At 35.1% G+C, this 21,554-nt stretch carries 21 protein-coding genes and 1 tRNA gene; 16 read left to right on the forward strand and 6 right to left on the reverse strand.

The window, feature by feature from the left end:
- Positions 1 to 7: 7 nt before the first annotated feature.
- The 4 genes from AC3EMB_RS06720 to AC3EMB_RS06735 form a co-directional block, all read right to left on the reverse strand.
- Positions 8 to 80: transfer RNA gene (locus AC3EMB_RS06720), tRNA-Val, on the reverse strand.
- A gap of 269 nt (positions 81 to 349) precedes the next feature.
- The gene (locus AC3EMB_RS06725) at positions 350 to 817 is read right to left on the reverse strand and encodes a hypothetical protein (protein ID WP_069355251.1); all 468 of its coding nucleotides are present in this window, start codon (positions 815 to 817) and stop codon (positions 350 to 352) included.
- 607 nt (positions 818 to 1,424) lie between these two features.
- Positions 1,425 to 1,646 (reverse strand): hypothetical protein, encoded by a 222-nt coding sequence (locus tag AC3EMB_RS06730; protein ID WP_000090211.1) that lies wholly within the window; start codon positions 1,644 to 1,646, stop codon positions 1,425 to 1,427.
- A gap of 167 nt (positions 1,647 to 1,813) precedes the next feature.
- Positions 1,814 to 2,569: a class I SAM-dependent methyltransferase gene (locus AC3EMB_RS06735; protein WP_366986939.1), complete on the reverse strand. Its 756-nt coding sequence runs from the start codon at positions 2,567 to 2,569 to the stop codon at positions 1,814 to 1,816.
- A 521-nt stretch (positions 2,570 to 3,090) separates the two neighbouring features.
- Between AC3EMB_RS06735 and AC3EMB_RS06740 the strand changes: the two genes are divergently transcribed.
- The 6 genes from AC3EMB_RS06740 to calY all read left to right on the forward strand — a co-directional run bounded on the left by AC3EMB_RS06740 (position 3,091) and on the right by calY (position 8,119).
- Positions 3,091 to 3,318 carry a hypothetical protein gene (locus AC3EMB_RS06740; RefSeq protein WP_000251856.1) on the forward strand — a complete coding sequence of 76 codons (228 nt, stop codon included), beginning with the start codon at positions 3,091 to 3,093 and terminating at the stop codon, positions 3,316 to 3,318.
- Positions 3,319 to 3,470: 152 nt separating this feature from the next.
- Positions 3,471 to 4,757, forward strand: a complete 1,287-nt coding sequence (locus AC3EMB_RS06745) for a D-alanyl-D-alanine carboxypeptidase family protein (protein ID WP_088024907.1) — start codon at positions 3,471 to 3,473, stop codon at positions 4,755 to 4,757.
- A 202-nt stretch (positions 4,758 to 4,959) separates the two neighbouring features.
- On the forward strand, positions 4,960 to 5,529 hold the full coding sequence (gene sipW / locus AC3EMB_RS06750) for a signal peptidase I SipW (protein WP_000767792.1): 570 nt from the start codon (positions 4,960 to 4,962) through the stop codon (positions 5,527 to 5,529).
- A gap of 64 nt (positions 5,530 to 5,593) precedes the next feature.
- Positions 5,594 to 6,181, forward strand: a complete 588-nt coding sequence (locus tag AC3EMB_RS06755; protein ID WP_000172852.1) for a CalY family protein — start codon at positions 5,594 to 5,596, stop codon at positions 6,179 to 6,181.
- Between the two features lie 134 nt (positions 6,182 to 6,315).
- Positions 6,316 to 7,140: a DUF4047 domain-containing protein gene (locus tag AC3EMB_RS06760; protein ID WP_488517596.1), complete on the forward strand. Its 825-nt coding sequence runs from the start codon at positions 6,316 to 6,318 to the stop codon at positions 7,138 to 7,140.
- 385 nt (positions 7,141 to 7,525) lie between these two features.
- On the forward strand, positions 7,526 to 8,119 hold the full coding sequence (gene calY, locus AC3EMB_RS06765) for a biofilm matrix protein CalY (RefSeq protein WP_000053713.1): 594 nt from the start codon (positions 7,526 to 7,528) through the stop codon (positions 8,117 to 8,119).
- A gap of 72 nt (positions 8,120 to 8,191) precedes the next feature.
- Here the strand turns inward: calY and AC3EMB_RS06770 are convergent, their stop codons facing one another.
- Positions 8,192 to 8,515 (reverse strand): helix-turn-helix domain-containing protein, encoded by a 324-nt coding sequence (locus tag AC3EMB_RS06770; RefSeq protein WP_000578866.1) that lies wholly within the window; start codon positions 8,513 to 8,515, stop codon positions 8,192 to 8,194.
- Positions 8,516 to 8,594: 79 nt separating this feature from the next.
- Positions 8,595 to 8,729 carry an anti-repressor SinI family protein gene (locus AC3EMB_RS06775; protein ID WP_000276219.1) on the reverse strand — a complete coding sequence of 45 codons (135 nt, stop codon included), beginning with the start codon at positions 8,727 to 8,729 and terminating at the stop codon, positions 8,595 to 8,597.
- Positions 8,730 to 9,071: 342 nt separating this feature from the next.
- Here AC3EMB_RS06775 and inhA1 point away from each other — a divergent pair, with 342 nt between their 5' ends.
- The 10 genes from inhA1 to AC3EMB_RS06825 all read left to right on the forward strand — a co-directional run bounded on the left by inhA1 (position 9,072) and on the right by AC3EMB_RS06825 (position 21,515).
- Positions 9,072 to 11,459, forward strand: a complete 2,388-nt coding sequence (gene inhA1, locus AC3EMB_RS06780; protein ID WP_089170655.1) for a M6 family metalloprotease immune inhibitor InhA1 — start codon at positions 9,072 to 9,074, stop codon at positions 11,457 to 11,459.
- Positions 11,460 to 11,630: 171 nt separating this feature from the next.
- Positions 11,631 to 12,998, forward strand: coding sequence for an aldehyde dehydrogenase (locus tag AC3EMB_RS06785; protein ID WP_416474741.1), 1,368 nt, complete (start codon positions 11,631 to 11,633; stop codon positions 12,996 to 12,998).
- Positions 12,999 to 13,237: 239 nt separating this feature from the next.
- The gene (potA, locus tag AC3EMB_RS06790) at positions 13,238 to 14,221 is read left to right on the forward strand and encodes a spermidine/putrescine ABC transporter ATP-binding protein PotA (RefSeq protein ID WP_000720333.1); all 984 of its coding nucleotides are present in this window, start codon (positions 13,238 to 13,240) and stop codon (positions 14,219 to 14,221) included.
- Positions 14,218 to 15,066, forward strand: coding sequence for a spermidine/putrescine ABC transporter permease PotB (gene potB, locus AC3EMB_RS06795; protein ID WP_000715500.1), 849 nt, complete (start codon positions 14,218 to 14,220; stop codon positions 15,064 to 15,066). The genes potA and potB overlap by 4 nt, the downstream gene beginning before the upstream one ends.
- A gap of 6 nt (positions 15,067 to 15,072) precedes the next feature.
- Complete coding sequence (potC, locus tag AC3EMB_RS06800; RefSeq protein WP_000714190.1) at positions 15,073 to 15,873, forward strand: spermidine/putrescine ABC transporter permease PotC; 801 nt, start codon at positions 15,073 to 15,075, stop codon at positions 15,871 to 15,873.
- 38 nt (positions 15,874 to 15,911) lie between these two features.
- A complete protein-coding gene (potD, locus tag AC3EMB_RS06805) occupies positions 15,912 to 16,961 on the forward strand; it encodes a spermidine/putrescine ABC transporter substrate-binding protein PotD (protein WP_000772490.1) in 1,050 nt (349 codons plus the stop codon).
- A gap of 59 nt (positions 16,962 to 17,020) precedes the next feature.
- A complete protein-coding gene (locus tag AC3EMB_RS06810) occupies positions 17,021 to 17,668 on the forward strand; it encodes a phosphatase PAP2 family protein (RefSeq protein ID WP_053564950.1) in 648 nt (215 codons plus the stop codon).
- A 111-nt stretch (positions 17,669 to 17,779) separates the two neighbouring features.
- Positions 17,780 to 19,972, forward strand: coding sequence for an MMPL family transporter (locus AC3EMB_RS06815; RefSeq protein WP_423098375.1), 2,193 nt, complete (start codon positions 17,780 to 17,782; stop codon positions 19,970 to 19,972).
- Positions 19,973 to 20,074: 102 nt separating this feature from the next.
- Positions 20,075 to 20,491, forward strand: a complete 417-nt coding sequence (locus AC3EMB_RS06820; protein WP_000490302.1) for a hypothetical protein — start codon at positions 20,075 to 20,077, stop codon at positions 20,489 to 20,491.
- Positions 20,492 to 20,591: 100 nt separating this feature from the next.
- Positions 20,592 to 21,515, forward strand: a complete 924-nt coding sequence (locus AC3EMB_RS06825; protein ID WP_488517597.1) for an RluA family pseudouridine synthase — start codon at positions 20,592 to 20,594, stop codon at positions 21,513 to 21,515.
- Positions 21,516 to 21,554 lie beyond the last annotated feature (39 nt).

Raw genomic sequence — 21,554 nt, forward strand, 5'->3', positions numbered from 1 at the left:
TTTTATATGACCCCGGAGAGGCTCGAACTCACGACCTCCACCCTGTCAAGGTGGCGCTCTCCCTGCTGAGCTACGGGATCCCAACTATAAATATTACGATCAGCAATGTGTTTTCATTTCATTCGTGTAATCGAAGGATTTGTATAATTTATTGAATATTGTAACATTTAATGTATTCCTATAATAACAACAAACTTTAATGGTGTAAAGATTTAATTTTCTGGATATAATCATTCCAATTTTTATATAAAAAATAAGCCCCGAAGAGCTTATTTTAATAATAATATCACCGCGATTATCAATGATATTTTCAAGAATACAATCATAAATAATGGGGCTCGTTCATGAGTTATCGTCCTGTAACTGTCATTCCTGCTGTGTAAATTGTATCTACAGAACCGTCAGCACTTACAACTTCAACTTTATAGCGATATGTTCCATTGTCTGAAATGTTTTCGCCATATCCTGTGAAAGTAGAAATTTCATCATTACTTCCAGCTGGAACCCATTGATTTTGCCAATGGAAGAAAGTATCATATTCTCCCCAGTTATCGCCATATTTTTTCTCGATGCTGACATTGTAATGAATATCTTCAGCTCGTTCATTTGTAATTCTTGCAATTACGTTTTGACCGAAGCTATATTCTGTAGCGTGTACTTGAACTGTAACACCATTCAACGTTTCGCTAGGACCACAAATATAACGACAGAACTCGCTTGCTCCGTCAGCATTTGCCTTCGGTGTATCAATGTTCATAGCTGTTAAACCGCCTAAAGCTAAAGCTCCTGTTAATAATACTTTACCAAATGCTTTCACTTAAAATTCCCCCTAAGTATATTTTCAATTCGTTCCATAGATATCACATTAAGTAGTTTTATAACGTTAATCTAATCGAACACTTTTTTCCTCGAGTGCATTCGCTATGAATCTTTCATCTTGTAGTAATCTAATCTCTACATAAAATTTCATAGTTTTGATTCCATATATGTATCATGATTTACATAGAACAAATCTGTTAATACGTTTTGGTTAATTGCTTATCCCACTACTTTTTATTACCTTTTATTGGTAAAACATTGGTTTTATTATATACCATTATTATCTATTTACAAGAGAAAATAATCCTGTATGCAAAAATGCATAATAAAAACCACTACTTGTATTCTGAATTACAGAATACAAGTAGTGGTTGGTTTCAATTAATATTTAATTGGAACCTAATGCTAATTTTTTATGTTTAACAGTATACATATATCACTGTTTTTTTAGTCATAATTGATAAAATTTGTTCAGGGGACGCCCTTTCTGCTGAGCTACGGGATCTTCAAAAGGGAAAGTATAAGCGATTATGAGAGTAATGTATGAAGGGATAATGATGAGAAGCGAATTTAGTAGAAAGTAGTCTTTGGATGTAGAGGTTATATTATTTCCGATACCAATCCAAAGGACCTTCATCACTCAAATCAACAAGAAAAGGGAACAAGAAGTGTAAAGGTAAGCTTATAAGTTCTGGCATAGCGTTCACTGTTTTCTTTGATAGATATTGCCTCCCAAAACAATACGGACAATCTTTTTCAAATGCCAAGAGTATTGACCATACATCTTTTACTTTCCATTTCGTTTTACAATACGTACAACGCGCCATTGAGTTCCTCCTCAGTTTAAGGTGTTTTCTAATATATTCTACTTTATTGTACGAAAGTCATTTGAATTTGATGTGGTAAAATGCAAAACAAGCCTAACCACGTTCTACATTCAGGAAGGGGCTAGGCTTGTTTTAATTTCGATCAAAGTCTCTTTGTATCAGGCTGTTTATACATTGCCTAGATAACTTCGCGTTAAATTCGGGAGAATAATTTTTCCATTTTTACTGTGTTTTTCGAATAGCTCTGATAGGAGAAAAATAAAATTTTTATACTGTTCGTCATTTTCTTTCGGAGCATAAGATGCTGATAAATTCCTTCCCAAAAACCCTTCATAATCAAAAAGTAAATCATTTTGATATTCTTTAAACTCATACTTTCCATCCTTAAAAAAGCTATTAAATACTTCTGGAGTTTCATCTATTCCACCGCTAAATCCTTTAAAGTTTGGACAGGTTTTCTGGCAAATTTCTGCGTTCTCTTTAATAAGTGGACTAGTTAAATCTCTACTATTCCAAACAAGAGCAACATTTGCTTTTTGTTTTAAAATTCGTTGGCATTCGATTTTGAAAGCCTCTTTATTAAACCAATGAAATGCTTGGGCAACAGTTACTAAATCTACACTATTTTCTTTTAAAGTGGTATGTTCAGCAGTTGCTTTTATGGATTGAAAACGAGAATATAGTTTTAACGATTGCTCAGCGATCTTCCTCATATCATCATTTGGTTCAACTCCAATAACATGTAAACCACTTTCAAGCAGCTGGCGGCTAAATATCCCCGTACCTGAACCAATATCAGCTACAATCCGATTCCCTTTCAGTTGGTTAGCTGAAAGCAAGTAATCAATATATTCATTAGGATAACTAGGGCGATATTTTGCATATATATCGGCCCTGTCAGTAAAATTTTCTGTTGTTTTCACAGTACTACCTTCTTTCTTACGATATTATGTACAGAAATAGAAATTAAATATGAATTCCGGCATCAGTCTCTAAGTCTACAACTTAAGAGTCCAGCTAAATAGAAAGCCTCAGTTTCTTTATTCAAATATCCTTTATCCGTTTAGTATACTATTTTAGATAATATCTTCCAAAAGACTAGAATGGCTTACTCAATTATGTTTTAAAGTGTATATTTTTATGGATTTATTTAATAATTTATGAGCGATTGTATGTCGTATTACGTTTACGTAGGTAAGAGATTTTCATTTTTGCTATTTAAATTGGCCAATATATCCTTTTTACAATTTACTGAAAATCATGTATAACAGAGATACATGATTATTTTATCTCGCTATTTGCGGGCAGTAAGATCCCTTACCTCGAAATTTAGCAAAAGTAAAGAAGTTAGGTTGGGATTGGGATGGCCGTAAAAGTCCGATTGGTGAGGGTTGATGAAAGTTTCACTTTATAAATATTCAGAAGTAGAGGGAGAAAAGTTGTAATGGTAAGAAAAACGTTCAAGATGCGCGTGTCTAAAAATAGAACGATTTCGATTAATGGCTCGATTCTTGATGTGGATGTTACACATGATGAATTTTTACAAGAGTTTGTTGAGTGGGTCGATTCTAAAGGTTGGTCGTTTATGGGGATAACCGATGAGATTACGCCCGAGGAAGCTAGTCAAAAGTTAATAGATTCGTTGATAGATGAGAAGGATAAGAAAGAGTAATTCCTTCTTATTTTTATTGTATATTTATGTTCTTTATCGTAAAAATATGATATAGTAAAAAATAGTGAAAATTCTTCCAGTTTAATACAAATTACATATGATTGGTAGATTTCTTATTTTGTTAGAGGAGTAAATGGAAAAGGGAGAGTCATATGGTAAATTTTAAGAAAATTTTGGTTTTTATTACAGTTATTTGTTTGTTTTTGTTGACACCTATGACATTGCGTGCTGAGACGAATATTGGAGTAAATCCAGAACAAGTTGCACCACCACCTGCAGAAGGACCGAATGTTTTTAGTCAGTTTGCAACGACAATTGATGCGAAAACAGGAGATGTTTTGTATGACAAAAACGCATATCACCGAGCATATCCTGCTAGTACGACGAAGGTGTTAACAGCGATTTTACTCATGGAGCATACAAAGCCAGAGGATCAATTTACATTTTCACAATTAGCATTAGATCAAGAGAAGAGTAATTATCAAATTGAGTTTCAACCTGGAGAGACAATTAATAGAAATACTGCGCTTATGATTTTAATGGTGCTGAGTGCGAATGATGTGTCGTATGCGATTGCGGAGCGGATTGGCGGGAGTGTTGAGAATTTCGCTAATATGATGAATGAGAAAGCGAAGCAATTAGGGGCGAAAGATAGCCACTTTGTAACACCGAATGGACTGCATGATCCGAACCATTATACGACGCCGTATGATATGGCTATGATTACGAAGGGTGTGCAAAAGTATCCTGAAATTTTACAAGCGATGAATACGAAAAGAACGACAGTTACGACGTCTAGGCAGACGGTGTCTATTTTTAATAAATCTAATTTTTTTGAAAATCCATATAGCATTGGCGGTAAGACAGGGTTTACGAATGAAGCGCGTAATACACTTGTTTTATTAAATGAGAAAGATGGAAACCGTATTATAAGCGTAGTAATGGCTTCTCAAAGACCTGAAATTTATGAAGATTTGAAGCAGATGGCGGAATATTCTTTCGGTCAATTTACGAAGCAAATGGTGCTGGATAAACATAATTGGCATCAAAAAACAACATATTTAAATAAAGATGTTAATTCTGAGTTGGAACAAAGTGCGGAGCTTATGCTTAAGAAAGATGAAGGGAAAAATGTGAAAACTATTTTCCGGGCGGCTTCATTAGATAAAGAATCTTTATATCATAAAGGAATACATCGTGGTGAGGTAGTTGGTGCAGTTGATATTACGAAAAATAATCAAACAATTGCGACGGTAAACGTTCTTTCGACAGAAGATGTCACTTTTACGATGCCTAAAAAAGATACAATTGCATCTGAAGAAAAAGAGTTAGATGTGAAAGTAATAAGTGTTGGGATAGGCGCCCTTGTACTATTTGGAGCCATTTTATATGTAGTACTACGCCGAAATACAAAAGGAATGAAAACAGAAGAAAAATAACGTAGTAGTAAAAAGGCTGTGGAGAGATTTTGTCACAGTCTTTTTTATATGCTAAAAAGATATTTAACTAATAATTGTAAATTTTCTTATTGCAATAACTTAAAGTTCGTTATATCATTTACTTGTGTTCTTGTTAAAGAACGAGGGTAAATGAACATTGCATACTTCAAATAATATAAAACAACGGAGAGGGAGAGAGACGATGAAATTAATATGGAAGATAATTAGCAACGCGATCTCATTTGTTTTATTTGCATTGATGGTTTTTTTAGCTTTTGTAGTTATTTCTTCAAAAGCAAGCGGTGGTGATCCGACAGTGATGGGATATCAATTTAAGAGCGTTCTTTCAGGATCAATGGAGCCGACGTTTTTAACGGGATCAATCATTGCAATAGAACCAAACAAAGATGGTTCTAAATATCAAAAAGGTGATGTTATTACCTTTAAAGAGAAAGATCAAAAAATTATCACTCACCGTATTATCGGTGTGAAAGATACAAATGGAAAAGTAATGTATGAAACAAAAGGGGATAACAACAACGGACCAGATTTAGAGCCAGTACTTGCAGAAAATGTAGTTGGAAAGTATGCAGATATTACAGTTCCGTACGTTGGTTATTTACTGAATTATGCGAATTCAAAAGCGGGAGCAGCATTACTTCTTATTATTCCAGGAGTCTTTTTACTTGGATATTCCGCGATTTCTATTTTTGGGGCTATTCGTAGCATTGACGGAGAAAAGAAAGATAAAAAAGTAGAACAATCCGTCTAGTTCGTTTGGTTATACTTTCCGTTTAGGAAGTTAACAAATATATATATATTAAGGGGATATGGACATGACTTTAAAGAAAAAATTAGGAATGGGTATTACATCAGCAGTACTAGGAGCAGCGTTAGTTGGTGGAGGAACATTTGCATTTTTCAGTGATAAAGAAGTGTCAAACAATACATTTGCGGCTGGGACACTGGATTTAGCATTAAATCCATCAACAGTTGTTAACGTATCGAATTTAAAACCTGGGGATACAATTGAAAAAGAATTTAAACTGGAAAATAAAGGATCTTTAGATATTAAAAAGGTTTTACTGAAAACAGATTATAATGTAGAAGATGTAAAGAAAGATAATAAAGATGATTTTGGTAAACATATTAAAGTAACATTCTTAAAAAATGTAGATAAGCATGAGACAATTGTGAAACAAACTACTTTAGATAAATTAAAAGGTGACACACTTACAGCTGTAGATAATGATTTATCGGCTTGGTTCTGGGATGAAAAAGGTATTTCAGCAGGTAAATCTGATAAATTCAAAGTGAAATTTGAGTTCGTTGATAATGGAAAAGATCAAAATCAATTCCAAGGCGATAAGTTACAATTAAATTGGACGTTTGATGCACAACAAACAGCAGGTGAAGAAAGATAATAACAAAAAGGGCTATCACATGGATAGCCCTTTTTCTATTTTTCTAGTATTTGTCTATCAATTTTAATAGTTCTTTACTATAATATAGATAATGTTCTGTATAAAGAACGTAATGTTCGATGGGAGAGATTAAGATGCTGAAAAGACCGCGTAATTTTAAAAAGATGCTTATATTGCCGTGTATGTGTTCTATTACGTTTTATTTAGGATCTCAAATTATGACTCATACAGAAGCGGCGTTCATTCATGAAACGAAAGTAGAAGCGACGCTTTCTACAGCAATTATATTTCCGAAAACAGTTAATACGTTAAAAGAGCAATCTGAGAAACATAAACAGTTTATTGAGCGTGAGTATGGAACGATGAAGGGAAAATCGAAAGCAACTTCTATTGAAGAAATAAAACAGGCGATTTCTGTATGGCAACAAGGGCGTGAGAAAATTGTTGCTGAGAAGGAAGCTCTGCAAAATGTATATACTGAAATAGAAGCTCCTTACAATCAAATACAAGAAGAATTAAAGGTAAATAAAGATGAGTCGATGCAGCAAGTGTCCGTATATGTAAATGAAGGCTTTCGCAGTATCAAAGAGAAACGTGACTATATTGAGAAAGAAATTAGCTTGAAAGCTATTGATGAGCAAATTCAGGCTCTTCAGCAACAATTAAACGTTGCAATTGAAGCGGAAGGACAAAAGAAAGTAGAAGAACAGAAGAAAGTAGAAGAACAGAAGAAAGTAGAAGAACAGAAGAAAGTAGAAGAACAGAAGAAAGTAGAAGAACAGAAGAAAGCAGAAGAACAGAAGAAAGCAGAAGAACAGAAGAAAGCAGAAGAACAGAAGAAAGTAGAAGAACAGAAGAAAGCAGAAGAACAAAAGAAAGTAGAAGAACAGAAGAAAGCAGAAGAACAGAAGAAAGTAGAAGAACAAAAGAAAGTAGAAGAGCAGAAGAAAGCGGAGTAACTGCTTTAGTGAAACAGCCAGAAAACAAGAATGTGGTGTAAGAGGGTGTGAACGAATAAGCAAGACTAGTAATATTTATACGAGTGTGAGGGAAAGTTAGCCCTCACCTCTTTGTTTTGCTTTTTCTTATAGTATTAAATGATTTGAGTGTGAAAAAAGATATAAATTATCATTCGTTTTTCTGAAAAGTCTAAATAATATTGAGAAATAAAAATAACTGAAAATATTAATAAATATGTGTTGTGTTTATATAGGTTTGTTCGTTATAATGAACATAAGGTTTTTAAAAAAGAACACATATTAGCTAAGCTAATATAGTTTTCTTTACATCTCTTATTGAAAAATAAGTGATAAAAATATAAAAAAAAGCTAGGGGGAATTGATTGTGAGTCTGAAAAAGAAATTAGGTATGGGAGTTGCATCAGCAGCATTGGGGTTAGCTTTAATTGGTGGAGGAACATTTGCATTCTTTAGCGATAAAGAAGTATCAAACAATACATTTGCAGCTGGGACGTTAGACCTTACATTAAACCCTAAGACGCTTGTAGATATTAAAGATTTAAAACCAGGGGATTCTGTTAAGAAAGAGTTCTTATTACAAAACAGCGGTTCGTTAACTATTAAAGACGTTAAATTAGCAACAAAGTATACTGTTAAAGATGCAAAAGGTGATAATGCTGGTGAAGACTTTGGTAAGCACGTTAAAGTAAAATTCCTTTGGAACTGGGATAAACAAAGTGAGCCTGTATACGAAACAACTTTAGCAGACTTACAAAAAGTTGATCCAGATCTTTTAGCTAAAGACATCTTTGCTCCTGAGTGGGGAGAAAAGGGTGGATTAGCAGCTGGTACAGAGGATTATCTATGGGTGCAATTTGAATTTGTAGATGACGGAAAAGACCAAAATATCTTCCAAGGTGATACATTGAATTTAGAATGGACATTCAATGCTAACCAAGAAGCTGGGGAAGAAAAATAAAAAAAAGCGGGTATTCCCGCTTTTTTTTTATAAAGAAAAAGAAGTGCTGGTTGTAAGCACTTCTTTCTATTATTATTTTTGATTTTGCTTCCACTTTGTAAATTCAAGAAATTCACGAAATTGTTCTTTGGAGACACCAGAGTTCATTGCATCTTTAACGAGTTGTGTCCATTCGGAGTCTAGGTTAGTTTCCTTTGTTTTTTCATCATGAAGTAAAGTATCAACTGGAATTTGTAGAACTGCTGCGATCTTTTCAAGAAACTGAATGGAAGGGTTTTTTTGTAAATTTCGTTCTATAGAACTAATGTAAGATTTAGCAACGCCAGCTTTTTCGGCAAGTTCAGTTAATGAAATCCCTTTTTGTAAACGAAGGCGTTTTATACGTTCTCCAATCATATTTGCGCACCTTTCTATCAATATGTAGTTGTCTTATGATGTCATTATTATAACATAAACTTCGTTAAAAAGAACAAACCTATTGAGCCTGACTGGATGGCTTCATACGTTGGAAAAATTGCTCGATGTCTTGCATGGCGATACCAGCATCTAGAGCTTCAAGTATTAAATCAATCCATTCTTGATCCAGTGCGTCTGTCTTATCTTTGTACAAATGTAATTCCTCCCTAATTATCGGTCATAATTGCTGCTACAAAATACATGATAATGCAATCGGATTTTGTGTTTTATATAGTGAATTATCAAATATTGTGTAGATGAAACAAAGATAAAATCCCCATTAAACTCCCTCTATGGAAATTATAAATTGTTCGATAAAAACTTTCAATATTTTCAGAAAACATTGTTGAATTGTGATATATTCGTATGCTAACTATGAAATTTTTACAAATATATTAAAAACATTACATAATATGACTAAATATTGAAAAAATATTGAATTTTTAATAAAATTCAATTTGTAATACATATTATTTATTAGGGGAGGAAATATGGGATGAACAAGAAACCGTTCAAAGTTTTGTCATCAATCGCTTTGACAGCTGTATTAGGCCTTTCATTCGGAGCTGGCACTCAATCTGCATATGCTGAAACGCCTGTGAATAAAACAGCTACGAGCCCAGTGGATGATCATTTAATTCCGGAAGAACGTTTAGCAGATGCGCTAAAAAAACGTGGGGTAATTGATTCGAAGGCTTCAGAGACAGAAACAAAGAAAGCAGTCGAAAAGTATGTAGAGAACAAAAAGGGTGAAAATCCTGGGAAAGAAGCAGCAAATGGGGACCAGCTTACGAAAGATGCATCCGACTTTTTAAAGAAAGTAAAAGATGCGAAAGCAGACACGAAAGAAAAATTAAATGAACCAGCAACAGGGGCACCTGCAGCGTCAGGCCCAGTTAAAGGCGGACTAAATGGTAAAGTGCCAACTTCTCCAGCAAAACAAAAAGACTATAACGGTGAAGTTCGTAAAGACAAAGTACTCGTTTTACTTGTAGAGTACGCTGACTTTAAACATAATAATATCGACAAAGAGCCTGGATATATGTATTCTAACGATTTTAATAAAGAACATTATGAAAAAATGTTATTCGGTAATGAGCCATTCGCATTAGATGATGGAAGCAAAATCGAAACGTTTAAACAATATTACGAAGAGCAATCTGGCGGTAGTTATACAGTAGACGGAACAGTTACAAAATGGTTAACAGTTCCTGGTAAAGCTGCTGATTACGGTGCAGATGGTGCGACAGGTCATGATAATAAAGGACCAAAAGGACCACGTGATTTAGTAAAAGATGCATTAAAAGCAGCTGTAGATAGTGGTATTGATTTATCAGAGTTCGATCAATTTGATCAATACGATGTAAATGGTGATGGAAATAAAAATCAACCAGATGGTTTAATCGATCACTTAATGATTATTCATGCGGGTGTTGGACAAGAAGCAGGCGGTGGTAAATTAGGCGATGATGCAATTTGGTCGCACCGTTGGACAGTTGGACCAAAGCCATTCCCAATTGAAGGTACACAAGCGAAAGTTCCATATTGGGGCGGAAAGATGGCAGCATTCGACTACACAATTGAACCAGAAGATGGAGCGGTTGGTGTATTCGCACATGAATATGGTCACGATTTAGGTCTTCCAGATGAGTACGATACACAATATAGTGGTCAAGGTGAGCCGATTGAAGCTTGGTCTATTATGAGTGGCGGAAGCTGGGCTGGTAAAATCGCTGGAACGACGCCAACGAGTTTCTCACCACAAAATAAAGAGTTTTTCCAAAAAACAATTGGTGGTAACTGGGCAAATATCGTAGAAGTAGATTACGAGAAATTAAATAAAGGTATCGGTCTAGCGACATATTTGGATCAAAGTGTTACGAAATCAGATCGACCAGGTATGATTCGTGTTAACTTACCAGATAAAGATGTTAAAACAATTGAGCCAGCATTTGGTAAACAATATTATTACAGCACAAAAGGTGACGATCTTCATACGAAGATGGAAACACCGTTGTTTGATTTAACGAATGCAACGAATGCAAAATTTGATTTCAAGTCATTATATGAGATTGAAGCAGGTTATGATTTCCTTGAAGTACACGCTGTAACAGAAGATGGTAAACAAACGTTAATTGAAAGACTTGGCGAGAAAGCAACTAGTGGAAATGCAGATTCGACAAATGGAAAATGGATTGACAAATCATATGATTTAAGTCAATTCAAAGGCAAGAAAGTAAAATTAACATTTGATTACATTACTGATGGTGGTTTAGCATTAAATGGATTCGCTCTTGATAATGCTTCATTAACAGTAGATGGTAAAGTAGTATTCTCTGATGATGCAGAAGGTACACCACAATTAAAATTAGATGGTTTCGTTGTATCTAACGGAACAGAAAAGAAAAAACATAACTACTATGTTGAGTGGAGAAACTATGCTGGGGCAGATAACGCGTTGAAATTTGCTCGCGGTCCAGTATTTAACACTGGTATGGTTGTATGGTATGCAGATTCAGCTTATACAGATAACTGGGTTGGTGTACATCCAGGACACGGTTTCCTTGGTGTTGTTGATTCTCATCCAGAAGCAATTGTTGGTACTTTAAATGGTAAACCAACAGTTAAGAGCAGTACACGATTCCAAATCGCTGATGCTGCGTTCTCATTCGACAAAACGCCAGCTTGGAAAGTTGTATCTCCAACGCGTGGAACATTTACGTATGATGGCTTAGCAGGCGTACCGAAGTTTGATGATTCTAAAACGTATATTAATCAACAGATTCCAGATGCAGGACGTATTTTACCGAAGCTTGGTTTGAAATTTGAAGTAGTAGGACAAGCTGATGATAATTCTGCAGGTGCTGTTCGTTTATATCGTTAATACAGTAAAACTACCGAGAGATTTTCTTTCGGTAGTTTTTTTGTGAGCAATGAATTTTATATAGCTGAAAAAGTCATATATAATGTAACTTTAAGAATAGAAATTTGTTATATATGAAGTCTATATAAATAATGAAAGAATTGGATAAAAATAGTGGGAGAAGGTGAGTGAATGAGTATTTCCTCTATTGTAAGTAGGCAAAAGGAATATTTTTTAAAAGGGCATACGAGAAGCATCGAAATAAGAAAGAATAATTTGAAGAAGCTTTATGAAGGCATTCAGCATTTTGAAGAAGAAATATTTCAGGCGTTGAAATTAGATTTAAATAAGTCAGTTCACGAGTCGTTTACAACGGAAGTTGGATATGTATTAAAAGAAATTTCCTTTCAATTGAAACATATGTCATCGTGGAGTAAACCGAAGCGAGTTCGAACAGCACTCACTCATTTTGGATCAAAAGGAAAAGTAGTGCCAGAGCCGTATGGTGTGACGCTTATTATTGCACCGTGGAACTATCCTTTTCAATTAGCAATTGCACCACTTGTAGGAGCACTTGCAGCTGGAAATACAATCGTTTTAAAGCCGTCAGAGTTAACGCCAAGCGTTTCAAAAGTGCTTAAGAGAATGTTAGGTGAATTATTCCCAGAAGAGCTTGTAGCGGTAGTAGAAGGTGGCGTTGAAGAGAGTACATCTTTGCTGAGGGAACCAATTGATTATATTTTCTTTACTGGTAGTGTTGGCGTTGGAAAAGTTGTAATGGAAGCAGCAGCGAAACAGTTGACGCCGCTTACGTTAGAACTTGGCGGGAAAAGTCCTTGTATTGTACATAAAGATGCAAAGATAGAGATGACAGCAAGAAGAATTGTTTGGGGTAAGTTTTTAAATGCAGGGCAGACATGTGTAGCGCCTGATTATATGTACGTGCATTCTTCCGTGAAAGAACAGCTAGTTGAGGCACTGCGACATGAAATCACAGAGCAGTATAGTAAAGAACCTTTGCAAAATGAAAATTATGTGCGTATTGTAAGTGAGCGTCATTTTGAACGATTATGTGGATTTTTACAAGATGGTCAAGTCGTAATTGGTGGAAACTATGAGAAAGATACATTACATATTGAACCGACAGTACTAGCGGATGTTACATGGCAAGATGCTGTTATGGAAGATGAAATTTTTGGTCCGATTTTACCAATCATAGAGTACGACAATATAGAAGATGTAATTGGCACAATCCAGCAACATCCGAAGCCGTTAGCGTTATATGTATTTTCGGAAGATAAAGAAGTACAAAAGAAAGTGACGAGTAATATTTCATATGGTGGAGGCTGTATTAATGATGTTGTCTACCATCTTGCCACGCCATATTTACCTTTTGGGGGTGTTGGAAGTAGTGGATTAGGGGGTTATCATGGGGAAGAAAGTTTTCGGACTTTTTCACATTATAAAAGCATTTTAGCCCAATCTACAGCATTCGACATGAAAATTCGTTACTCTTCTACAAAAAGTGCTTTAAAATTCATACGAAAGTTGTTAAAATGATGATGGTGTTTATCAGTAGGCGTAGCCGTATGATAATAGCCCCTTCGCAATGGAAGGGGTTTTTCTGTTCGACGTTATGTATCATGCGAAAATGAATCAAACATACTACATAAAGAATAGAAACGAACGCTTGCTAAATAACCATTTTTGTTTGGATCGAAACAAAAAATAGTCTATAGAACATAAATATTTATTCATGAATATAAAAATTTAAAATTTAAGGTAGATAGGACGGGAAAATGAAAAAGATTATTAAAGTTGAAGCAGTTGAAAAACATTTTGGAAATCAAGTGATTATCCCACCTCTTTCTTTAGATATTAAAGAGGGAGAGTTTTTAACAATTTTAGGGCCGAGTGGCTGCGGGAAAACGACTTTACTTCGTATGATCGCAGGATTTGAAACTCCAACTAAAGGGAATCTTTTATTAGATGATGAAAGAATTAACGATTTGCCGCCATATAAGCGTCATATGAACCTAGTGTTCCAACATTACGCACTATTCCCACATATGACAGTAGAGAAGAATATTTGTTTTGGTATGAAAATGCAGAAGGTATCAGCAGCAGAGCAGAAAGAGCGTGCTGAAGAGGCAATGCGTTTAACGCAGTTACTTGAGTTCCGTAATCGTAAACCTGCTAAGCTTTCTGGTGGACAACAGCAGCGTGTTGCAATTGCAAGAGCGATTGTAAATAATCCGCGTGTATTACTATTAGATGAGCCACTTGGAGCGCTTGACTTTAAGTTACGAAAAGACTTGCAACGTGAATTGAAAAACTTACAACGTAATTTAGGAATTACGTTTATATACGTAACGCACGATCAAGAAGAAGCAATGAGCATGAGCGATCGTATCGTCGTTATGAATAAAGGACATATCGAACAAATTGGAACGCCGAAAGAAATTTATAATAAGCCGAAAACATTGTTCGTTGCGACATTCATCGGTGAAAATAATATTGTGAAAAATGGGGAAGGCTATGTAGCAATTCGCCCTGAAAATGTGAAAGTACGTTCGGTTGAAGAACCAATTTTAAAAGAATACCATCTTGGACATATTGAAGATATCGAGTTTGTCGGAAATATGGAGAAGCTTTATGTACGTGATGAGAAAACATCAGAATTACTAATGGCATATCAAACTGCTGAAGAGGCAGCGCAGTGGAGCATTGGAGATAATGTATATGTAGGCTGGGAGCAAGAGGACGAGGTGACCTTAAATTGAAAAAAGGGAAATTACTCGCACTACCTACAGTCGCGTGGCTGTTAATTTTCTTCCTAATCCCGCTCGTATTCGTATTAGGATTCGCCTTCATGCAGCGCGGAGCTTACGGGACAGTAGAAATGCAATTTACGCTGGAGAATATATCCCGTGTGTTTGATCCATTGTACTTAGGAACGTTATGGGAAACTGTTAAGATTGCAGTTATTACTACAGTAATATGTTTATTAATTGGTTATCCATTTGCGTATACAATTACAATTGTTGACCGCAAATATCGTTCTATTCTTTTATTATTGGCAACGATCCCGTTTTGGATTAACTTTCTTGTTCGTTCATACGCATGGATTGTTATTTTACGTTCACAAGGTCTTGTGAATACGTTGTTATTAAAACTCGGCATTATTAGTGAACCGTTAAATTTATTATATAATACGCCTTCTGTAATACTCGGAATGGTCTATTCTTTATTACCATTTATGATTTTACCAGTGTATGCAGCAATTGAGCAGCTGGATAAGCGTAAGCTAGAAGCGGCTTATGATTTAGGAGCAACACCAATAAAGGCATTTTGGAATATAACAGTGCCGATGACAATGTCAGGAATTGCGACTGGTTCTATTTTAGTATTCGTTTCTTCTATCGGAATGTTTGTTGTATCAGACGTGATGGGCGGATCGAAAGTAGCATTAATCGGAAACGTTATTCAAAACCAATTCTTAGGTGCACGTGACTGGCCGTTTGGATCTGCGTTATCGATTATCGTTGTTCTATTCTCTGTTCTGTTAATTTACTTATATTATCGTGCAACGAAAGTATATAAATATAATGAGAACGGAGGGGAATAGGCAAAGATGAAGAAGTTTTTAGTTTCTTATTCTTGGTTAATTTTGTTATTCTTGTATTTTCCAATGATGGTTTTAATGGTCTATTCTTTCAACGACTCTCGCATTAATGCGGAGTGGGAAGGTTTTACATTCCATTGGTATACAGATTTATTTCAAAAACAAGATGTTATTGATGCATTTGTAAATAGTATTACGATTGCAGTTATAACAACGATTGTGACAACGGTACTTGGTGTATTCTTTGCGATTGCTTTACATCGTTATAAATATCGTTTCGAAGGGGCTATTAATGGCCTTGTATATTTACCAATTTTAATTCCTGATATTTTAATGGGATTATCTTTACTAATTCTTTTCAGTCAGCTAGGAATGGAACTTGGACAAACAACGATTATTATTGCACATATTACATTTAGTATTTCGTTTGTTGTTGTTATTTTAGCTGCGCGTCTTTCAAGTATGGGACGTGACTTAGAAGAAGCTGCAAATGATTTAGGAGCAACGCCTTGGCAAACGTTTCGTTTTGTAACGTTCCCAGCAATTGCACCGGGAGTTATTTCAGCAGCATTATTAACATTCACATTATCAATTGATGATTTTGTAATTAGTTTCTTCGTATCAGGACCAGGATCAACAACATTGCCATTATACATTTACAGTATGGTTAAGCGCGGAGTATCACCAGAAATTAATGCTCTTTCTACAATTTTAATTGTTGCTATCGTAGGATTAATGGTTCTATCTGAAATCTTCCGTAACAAAGGTGCAGATGGTGAAGAAAACTCTGGAGGACACCTTCCTTTATAATACGAACGATATAGAAAGTACGAGGGGGTAATAAACCGATGAAATTAATGAAAAGAATAGCTGGCGCAGCAATTAGCTTTAGCCTTGTTGCTGGTGTGCTTGCTGGTTGTGGTGAAAAGAAAGAAGAATTAAATATTTATAGCTGGGCTGACAATTTTGATGAGCAAGTGCTAAGAGATTTTGAAAAGAAGTATAATGTGAAAATTAACTATGATAAGTACGCAAGTAACGAAGAAATGCTTGCGAAATTACAAGCTGGTGGCGCAAAGTATGATTTAATTCAACCATCTGATTACATGGTTAAAACAATGGCAAAAATGGATTTATTAGCGCCGTTAGATAAAAAGAATATCCCAAATATCGAAAACATGGTTTCTAATTTCAAAACACCTGCGTTTGATCCAGAGAATAAATATTCTTTAGTGTACACTTGGGGTGTAACAGGGATTGCATACAATAAAAAGTATGTGAAAGAAGCACCTACAAGCTGGGCTGACTTATGGAATGAGAAATATAAAGGACATGTAACGTTATTAAACGATTCTCGTGAAGTATTAGGAGTGGGTCTTAAGAAGCACGGGTTCTCAAACAGTACAAAAGAAGATGCAGAGTTAAAGACAGCAGCAGATGATTTAAAGAAGCTGCTTCCAAACTTATTAGCATTTGATACAGATAACATTAAACAAAAATTCATTACAGAAGATGCTTGGATCGGAACAGTTTGGTCTGGAGATGCAGCATTTATCGCAAAAGATAATAAAGATGTAGAATACGTTGTACCAAAAGAAGGTGGCACAATTTGGGCTGATACGTTAGCAATTCCAAAAGGTGCAAAACATAAAGAGCTTGCTGAGAAGTTTATGAACTACTTACTTGATGAAAAAGTAAGTGTGAAAAACTATGAGTCAATTGGTTACAGTAATCCAAATGAAAAAGCTCATCCTCTTCATAGTAAAGAATACCGTGATAATCACATGATTTTCTTAACGAAAGAAGAGTTAGATCGTACAGAATGGCTTGTTGATGTAGACGATAAGTTAAAAGACTATGATCGTTACTGGACAGAGCTAAAAACAAAAGGTAAATAAGTAAGAAAATGCGGTTTCTAAAGTAGAAATCGCATTTTTTCATAGTAGGAGGAAATCGTTTGAAGAAGAAGTTACATCAGTATGAGGTAATATGTATCGGTTTATTATTTGCTGTATTTAGTATTGTTGCTTGGCGCGTACATGCAGGTGGCGTTACAGTAATGGATACATATGTCCGCGGATTAGTAAAAGGGCTACAAACGGAAAGTTCCCTTACATTTTTCTCGTACTTTACAAAATTGGGGTCAGCAATTGGGATAGCTGCTACGCTCGTTATAAGTTTGCTTGTTTTTTGGAAGAAGCGTTATTATGCTGCGATGATTGTGTATCCAATGGGGATTTTAATAACACATCTTGTGAATAAAGGGATAAAAGAGATTGTAAAGAGAGAACGTCCGTCATTAAATGAAGCGTTAGATGCACTTGGATATAGTTTTCCTAGTGGACATGCAATGCTATCGATTATGACATTTGGATTTCTTGCTTATATCATTGCTGCTAATTTGAAAAGCATAGCTGGGAAATGTGTCATAACGATTTTGATGGGTATAGTAATCCTATCGATTGGATTAAGTAGAGTCATTTTAAATGTACATTACCCAACTGATATTTTAGCTGGTTACTGCGTAGGTGGTATTTTGTTAGTTATCGCTATTTACTATCATCGTTTACTTACTGAGAGATTGGGGCTTAATAAAGAGAGATAGAAAAAACGCCTGGAAAAACTATCATTATAGTGTTCCTAGGCGTTTTTTGTTTGTATAAAGATATGATACAGTATAAGTGACAATTGAATTATTTAAAGTAGGTGAAAATGTGTGAAGACAAATGTTCATAAAGTTGATAAGTGGGGGAAGTTAGGAGCTTTTTTGTATCAATTTCGTTATACAGTAATTGTAGCGTTACTGTTGCTTGCAATCGCACTTGGGATTTTTGCTCCAAAGCTACCGGGAGTATTAGGTGGTGACGGTTTCCAAACGGAAGGCGACTATCAAAAAACAAAAGAAATTTTAGATAAAGATTTTAAGAAGTCTCAAGATACGCTTCTGCTCGTTTTTGAGAAAAATAAAGATGCTTCGCATGAGGAATTTAAAAAGCGAATAGATGAAATTGTAAAGAATGTTCAAGAGAAAGAGAACTATGAATCTTTCCATCACCCAATCCAAAATAAAGAAATGCTACAAGATGACATCGGTTATGCGACAATTTTATTTTCCGGGAAAACAAATAAAGAAAGAATGGAAAAGACATTACAATTTGCTAATGAGATTGAGAAAGAAAGTAATGTAGCATTAAAAGTAACACCTACAGGATTTCCGAAAATTAATCAAGAGATTAATGAAAGAACGCAAAATGATTTAAAAGTAGCAGAAATGATTGGATTACCAATTGCGTTTCTTGTATTACTATTTTCGTTTGGTAGCCTTTTGGCATCAATTTTACCGATTTTGAATGGAGCGCTTAGTGTTATTAGCACGATGGGTATATTGTATTTCATCGGTGTGGATAAAGAACTATCTATTTTCGTGTTAAACGTTGCACCGATGATTGGACTTGCACTATCTATTGATTTTGCGCTATTATTTGTGAACCGTTTTCGAGAGGAAGTTGCTAAACGAACGGTAAAAGAAGCGATAGCAATTACATATCAGACGGCAGGACGTGCAATTGTATTTTCAGGATTATGCGTATTTGTTGGGTTATCCGGTTTGTTTTTCTTTAAGATAGATTATATTCAATCTGTCGCAATTAGCGGAATGATTGTTGTGATTATGAGTATTTTATTCTCACTCACACTTCTTCCAGCGTTATTATCGTTAATCGGTAAAAAAATATTAAAAAAGAATCAAGTAGCACATACGCCGGCAAAAGCATGGCGTAAATTTGCACAATTTGTGATGAAACATCCAATTGCAATGATTGTTGTTGTTACAACATTTATTGTTATTTGCTTATTACCGTTACGTACAGCTAATTTGCAGTTCCCTAGTGTTGAAGCTTTACCTGAAAAGAGTGATACAAGGATTGCATATGAAAAGTATGAAGAAGCATTTAATAAAACTGTCAAAACACACGCTGATGTTACGTTAGTTGTAGAGACGAAAAAAGATATGAAAGAAAAAGAAAGTCTACAAAAGATAGAAGAAGTCGTTCAAAAGTTAAAAGATGATAAAAAAGTACATGAAGTAAGAAGTTTATACGACGGGTTAACTGGAATGAAAGCAGATCAAGTTGCTGGAATATTGCAGTCGCCAGAAGCAGCAAAACTAACTCCTGTATTTGAAGCATACACAAAAGGGAATAAGACGACGATAGAAGTTTTTTTGAAAACAAAACCACGTACAGAGACTGCAAAACAGTGGGTGCGTGACTTTAAAAAGAACTATAAAGAAACGAATGTTACGTATTATCTAGGCGGAATGACGACGTTTCAACAAGAATTAGAAGATGAAATTAAAGATAAAGTTGTAATTGGTATGTCTGTTATATTTGGATCGACCTTTGTTATATTATTATTTGCATTCCGATCTATACTCATTCCAATTAAGGCAATTATTATGAATATACTTAGTTTGAGTGCAACCATTGGACTTGTTGTTTGGTTATTTGAAGGTGGTCATTTCGGTTTAGAAGCGAGTCCGGTTCTGTTTGTCTTACCAATCTTCATTTTTGGCCTCGTATTTGGGCTTAGTATGGATTATGAAGTATTTCTTATTTCACGTATTCACGAGCTCTATGAAGAAACAGGAGATAACGATCAAGCAACGTTAGAAGGGCTCGTTTCAACAAGTAGAATCATTACATCAGCTGCATTAATTATGATTGTTGTAACGGGTGCATTCGCATTTACTGATATTTTACCAGTAAAGCAGATGGGGCTTGGCGTGGCATTAGCAATATTTCTTGATGCAACAATTATTCGTCTTATGCTCGTTCCAAGCTTAATGAAGTTATTTGGAGACTGGAATTGGTGGTTACCATTTCGAAAAAAACGAGAAAAATCATCGTAAAAAAATGCTCATCATATTGATGAGCATTTTTTTATGAATAGCAAGACCTACATTTTGCAAATAGTATGTGATAAGAACATTACATACAAGTAGGTGAAGGCAATGTTTCGTTATTTTAAGTTTAAGTTAAATGATACAGTACAGTTTGCAGAAAACGATGGGCATATGTATCGCATTGTCGGTTATCGGTTAGAAAAGGGATTTTATCCAAAAGATGAATGGACTCATATCATTTATGAACTACTTAGAGAATTTGACGGGTATACGATGGATGCAGAGGAGGAAGAACTTGTAAAGGTCGTTCAAGTAGAGGATGAGTATTACAAAATACAAGAAGTATCAGGTTATCGTTATCCAGTAAAAATGAAACAAAAACAACAAGTGATGAAAATAGAAAGGATGGACGATTTATTAGATGCTTACAATGACTATAAAAGGTTGGCGGATTTCTTTAAAGATTTATCATATGAACAAAAAGCTGAAGAAGTATTGTTAGAAATGAAAAGACTTAGAGCTTGAGGGGCAGTCTATTATAAGACTGTCCTCTATTTTTGACGGTGCACCAAAGTGTGTTTTCCGTTACAATGAGAGAATCAATAGAAATAAGGTGATAAACAGTATGGAAACAAAGAAAAAGGGCGAATGGTGTGAAATTACCGTTCCAGCTAAATGGAATGGTATAAGTATTGAATCGGTATTAAAAGTAGAATGGGAAATACCGAAAAAGCTATTACATCAGCTTCGTATGGAAAAAGGTGTTACGGTTAACGGAGAACAAAGAAGATGGAACGAGCTTTTAAAAGAGAACGATAAGTTACAAGTTCATATGTTTGCGGAGGAAGAGTACGGTGTGAATCCAGAATATGGTGAATTGCATGTAGTATACGAAGATGATCACGTACTCATCGTAAATAAACCAGAGAAAATGGACACACATCCTGCTGAAAAAGGTGGAACCGGGACGCTTGCAAATCTTGTTGCTTTGCATTTTCAAATGCAAGGTTTAGAGACGAAGGTGCGTCATATTCATCGTTTAGATAAAGATACGACAGGTGGTGTCGTATTTGCTAAGCATAGAATTGCTGGTGCAATTATGGATCGTTTATTAATGGAACGAAAAATTAAAAGGACGTACGCAGCGCTCGTTGAAGGGAAAGTAAAGAAGAAACAAGGAACGATTGATGCTGCTATTGGAAGGGATCGCCATCATGCTACAAGGCGTCGTATTTCTCCAAAAGGTGACCAAGCTATCACATATTATAAAGTAGAAAAGTATTTTAAGAAGCAAAACACGACTTTCGTAACGTTACAATTAGAAACGGGTAGAACGCATCAAATTCGTGTTCATATGAGCCATAATGGTAATCCACTAGTTGGGGATGTATTATATGGTGGACAAACAAAATATATGTCCAGTCAAGCATTGCATGCGATGAAGATAAATTTCTTGCATCCAATTACGAAAGAAGCGATTGAAGTTGATGTGCCGTTTCCTACAAAGTTAGATAATGAAATAAGAGAATTTCAAAAAGAAAATGCGTAAAGTATAAGTTTTAATTTGAAAAAAGTAGATTTTTGCAGG

This window comes from Bacillus sp. LQ16, from assembly GCF_057784645.1.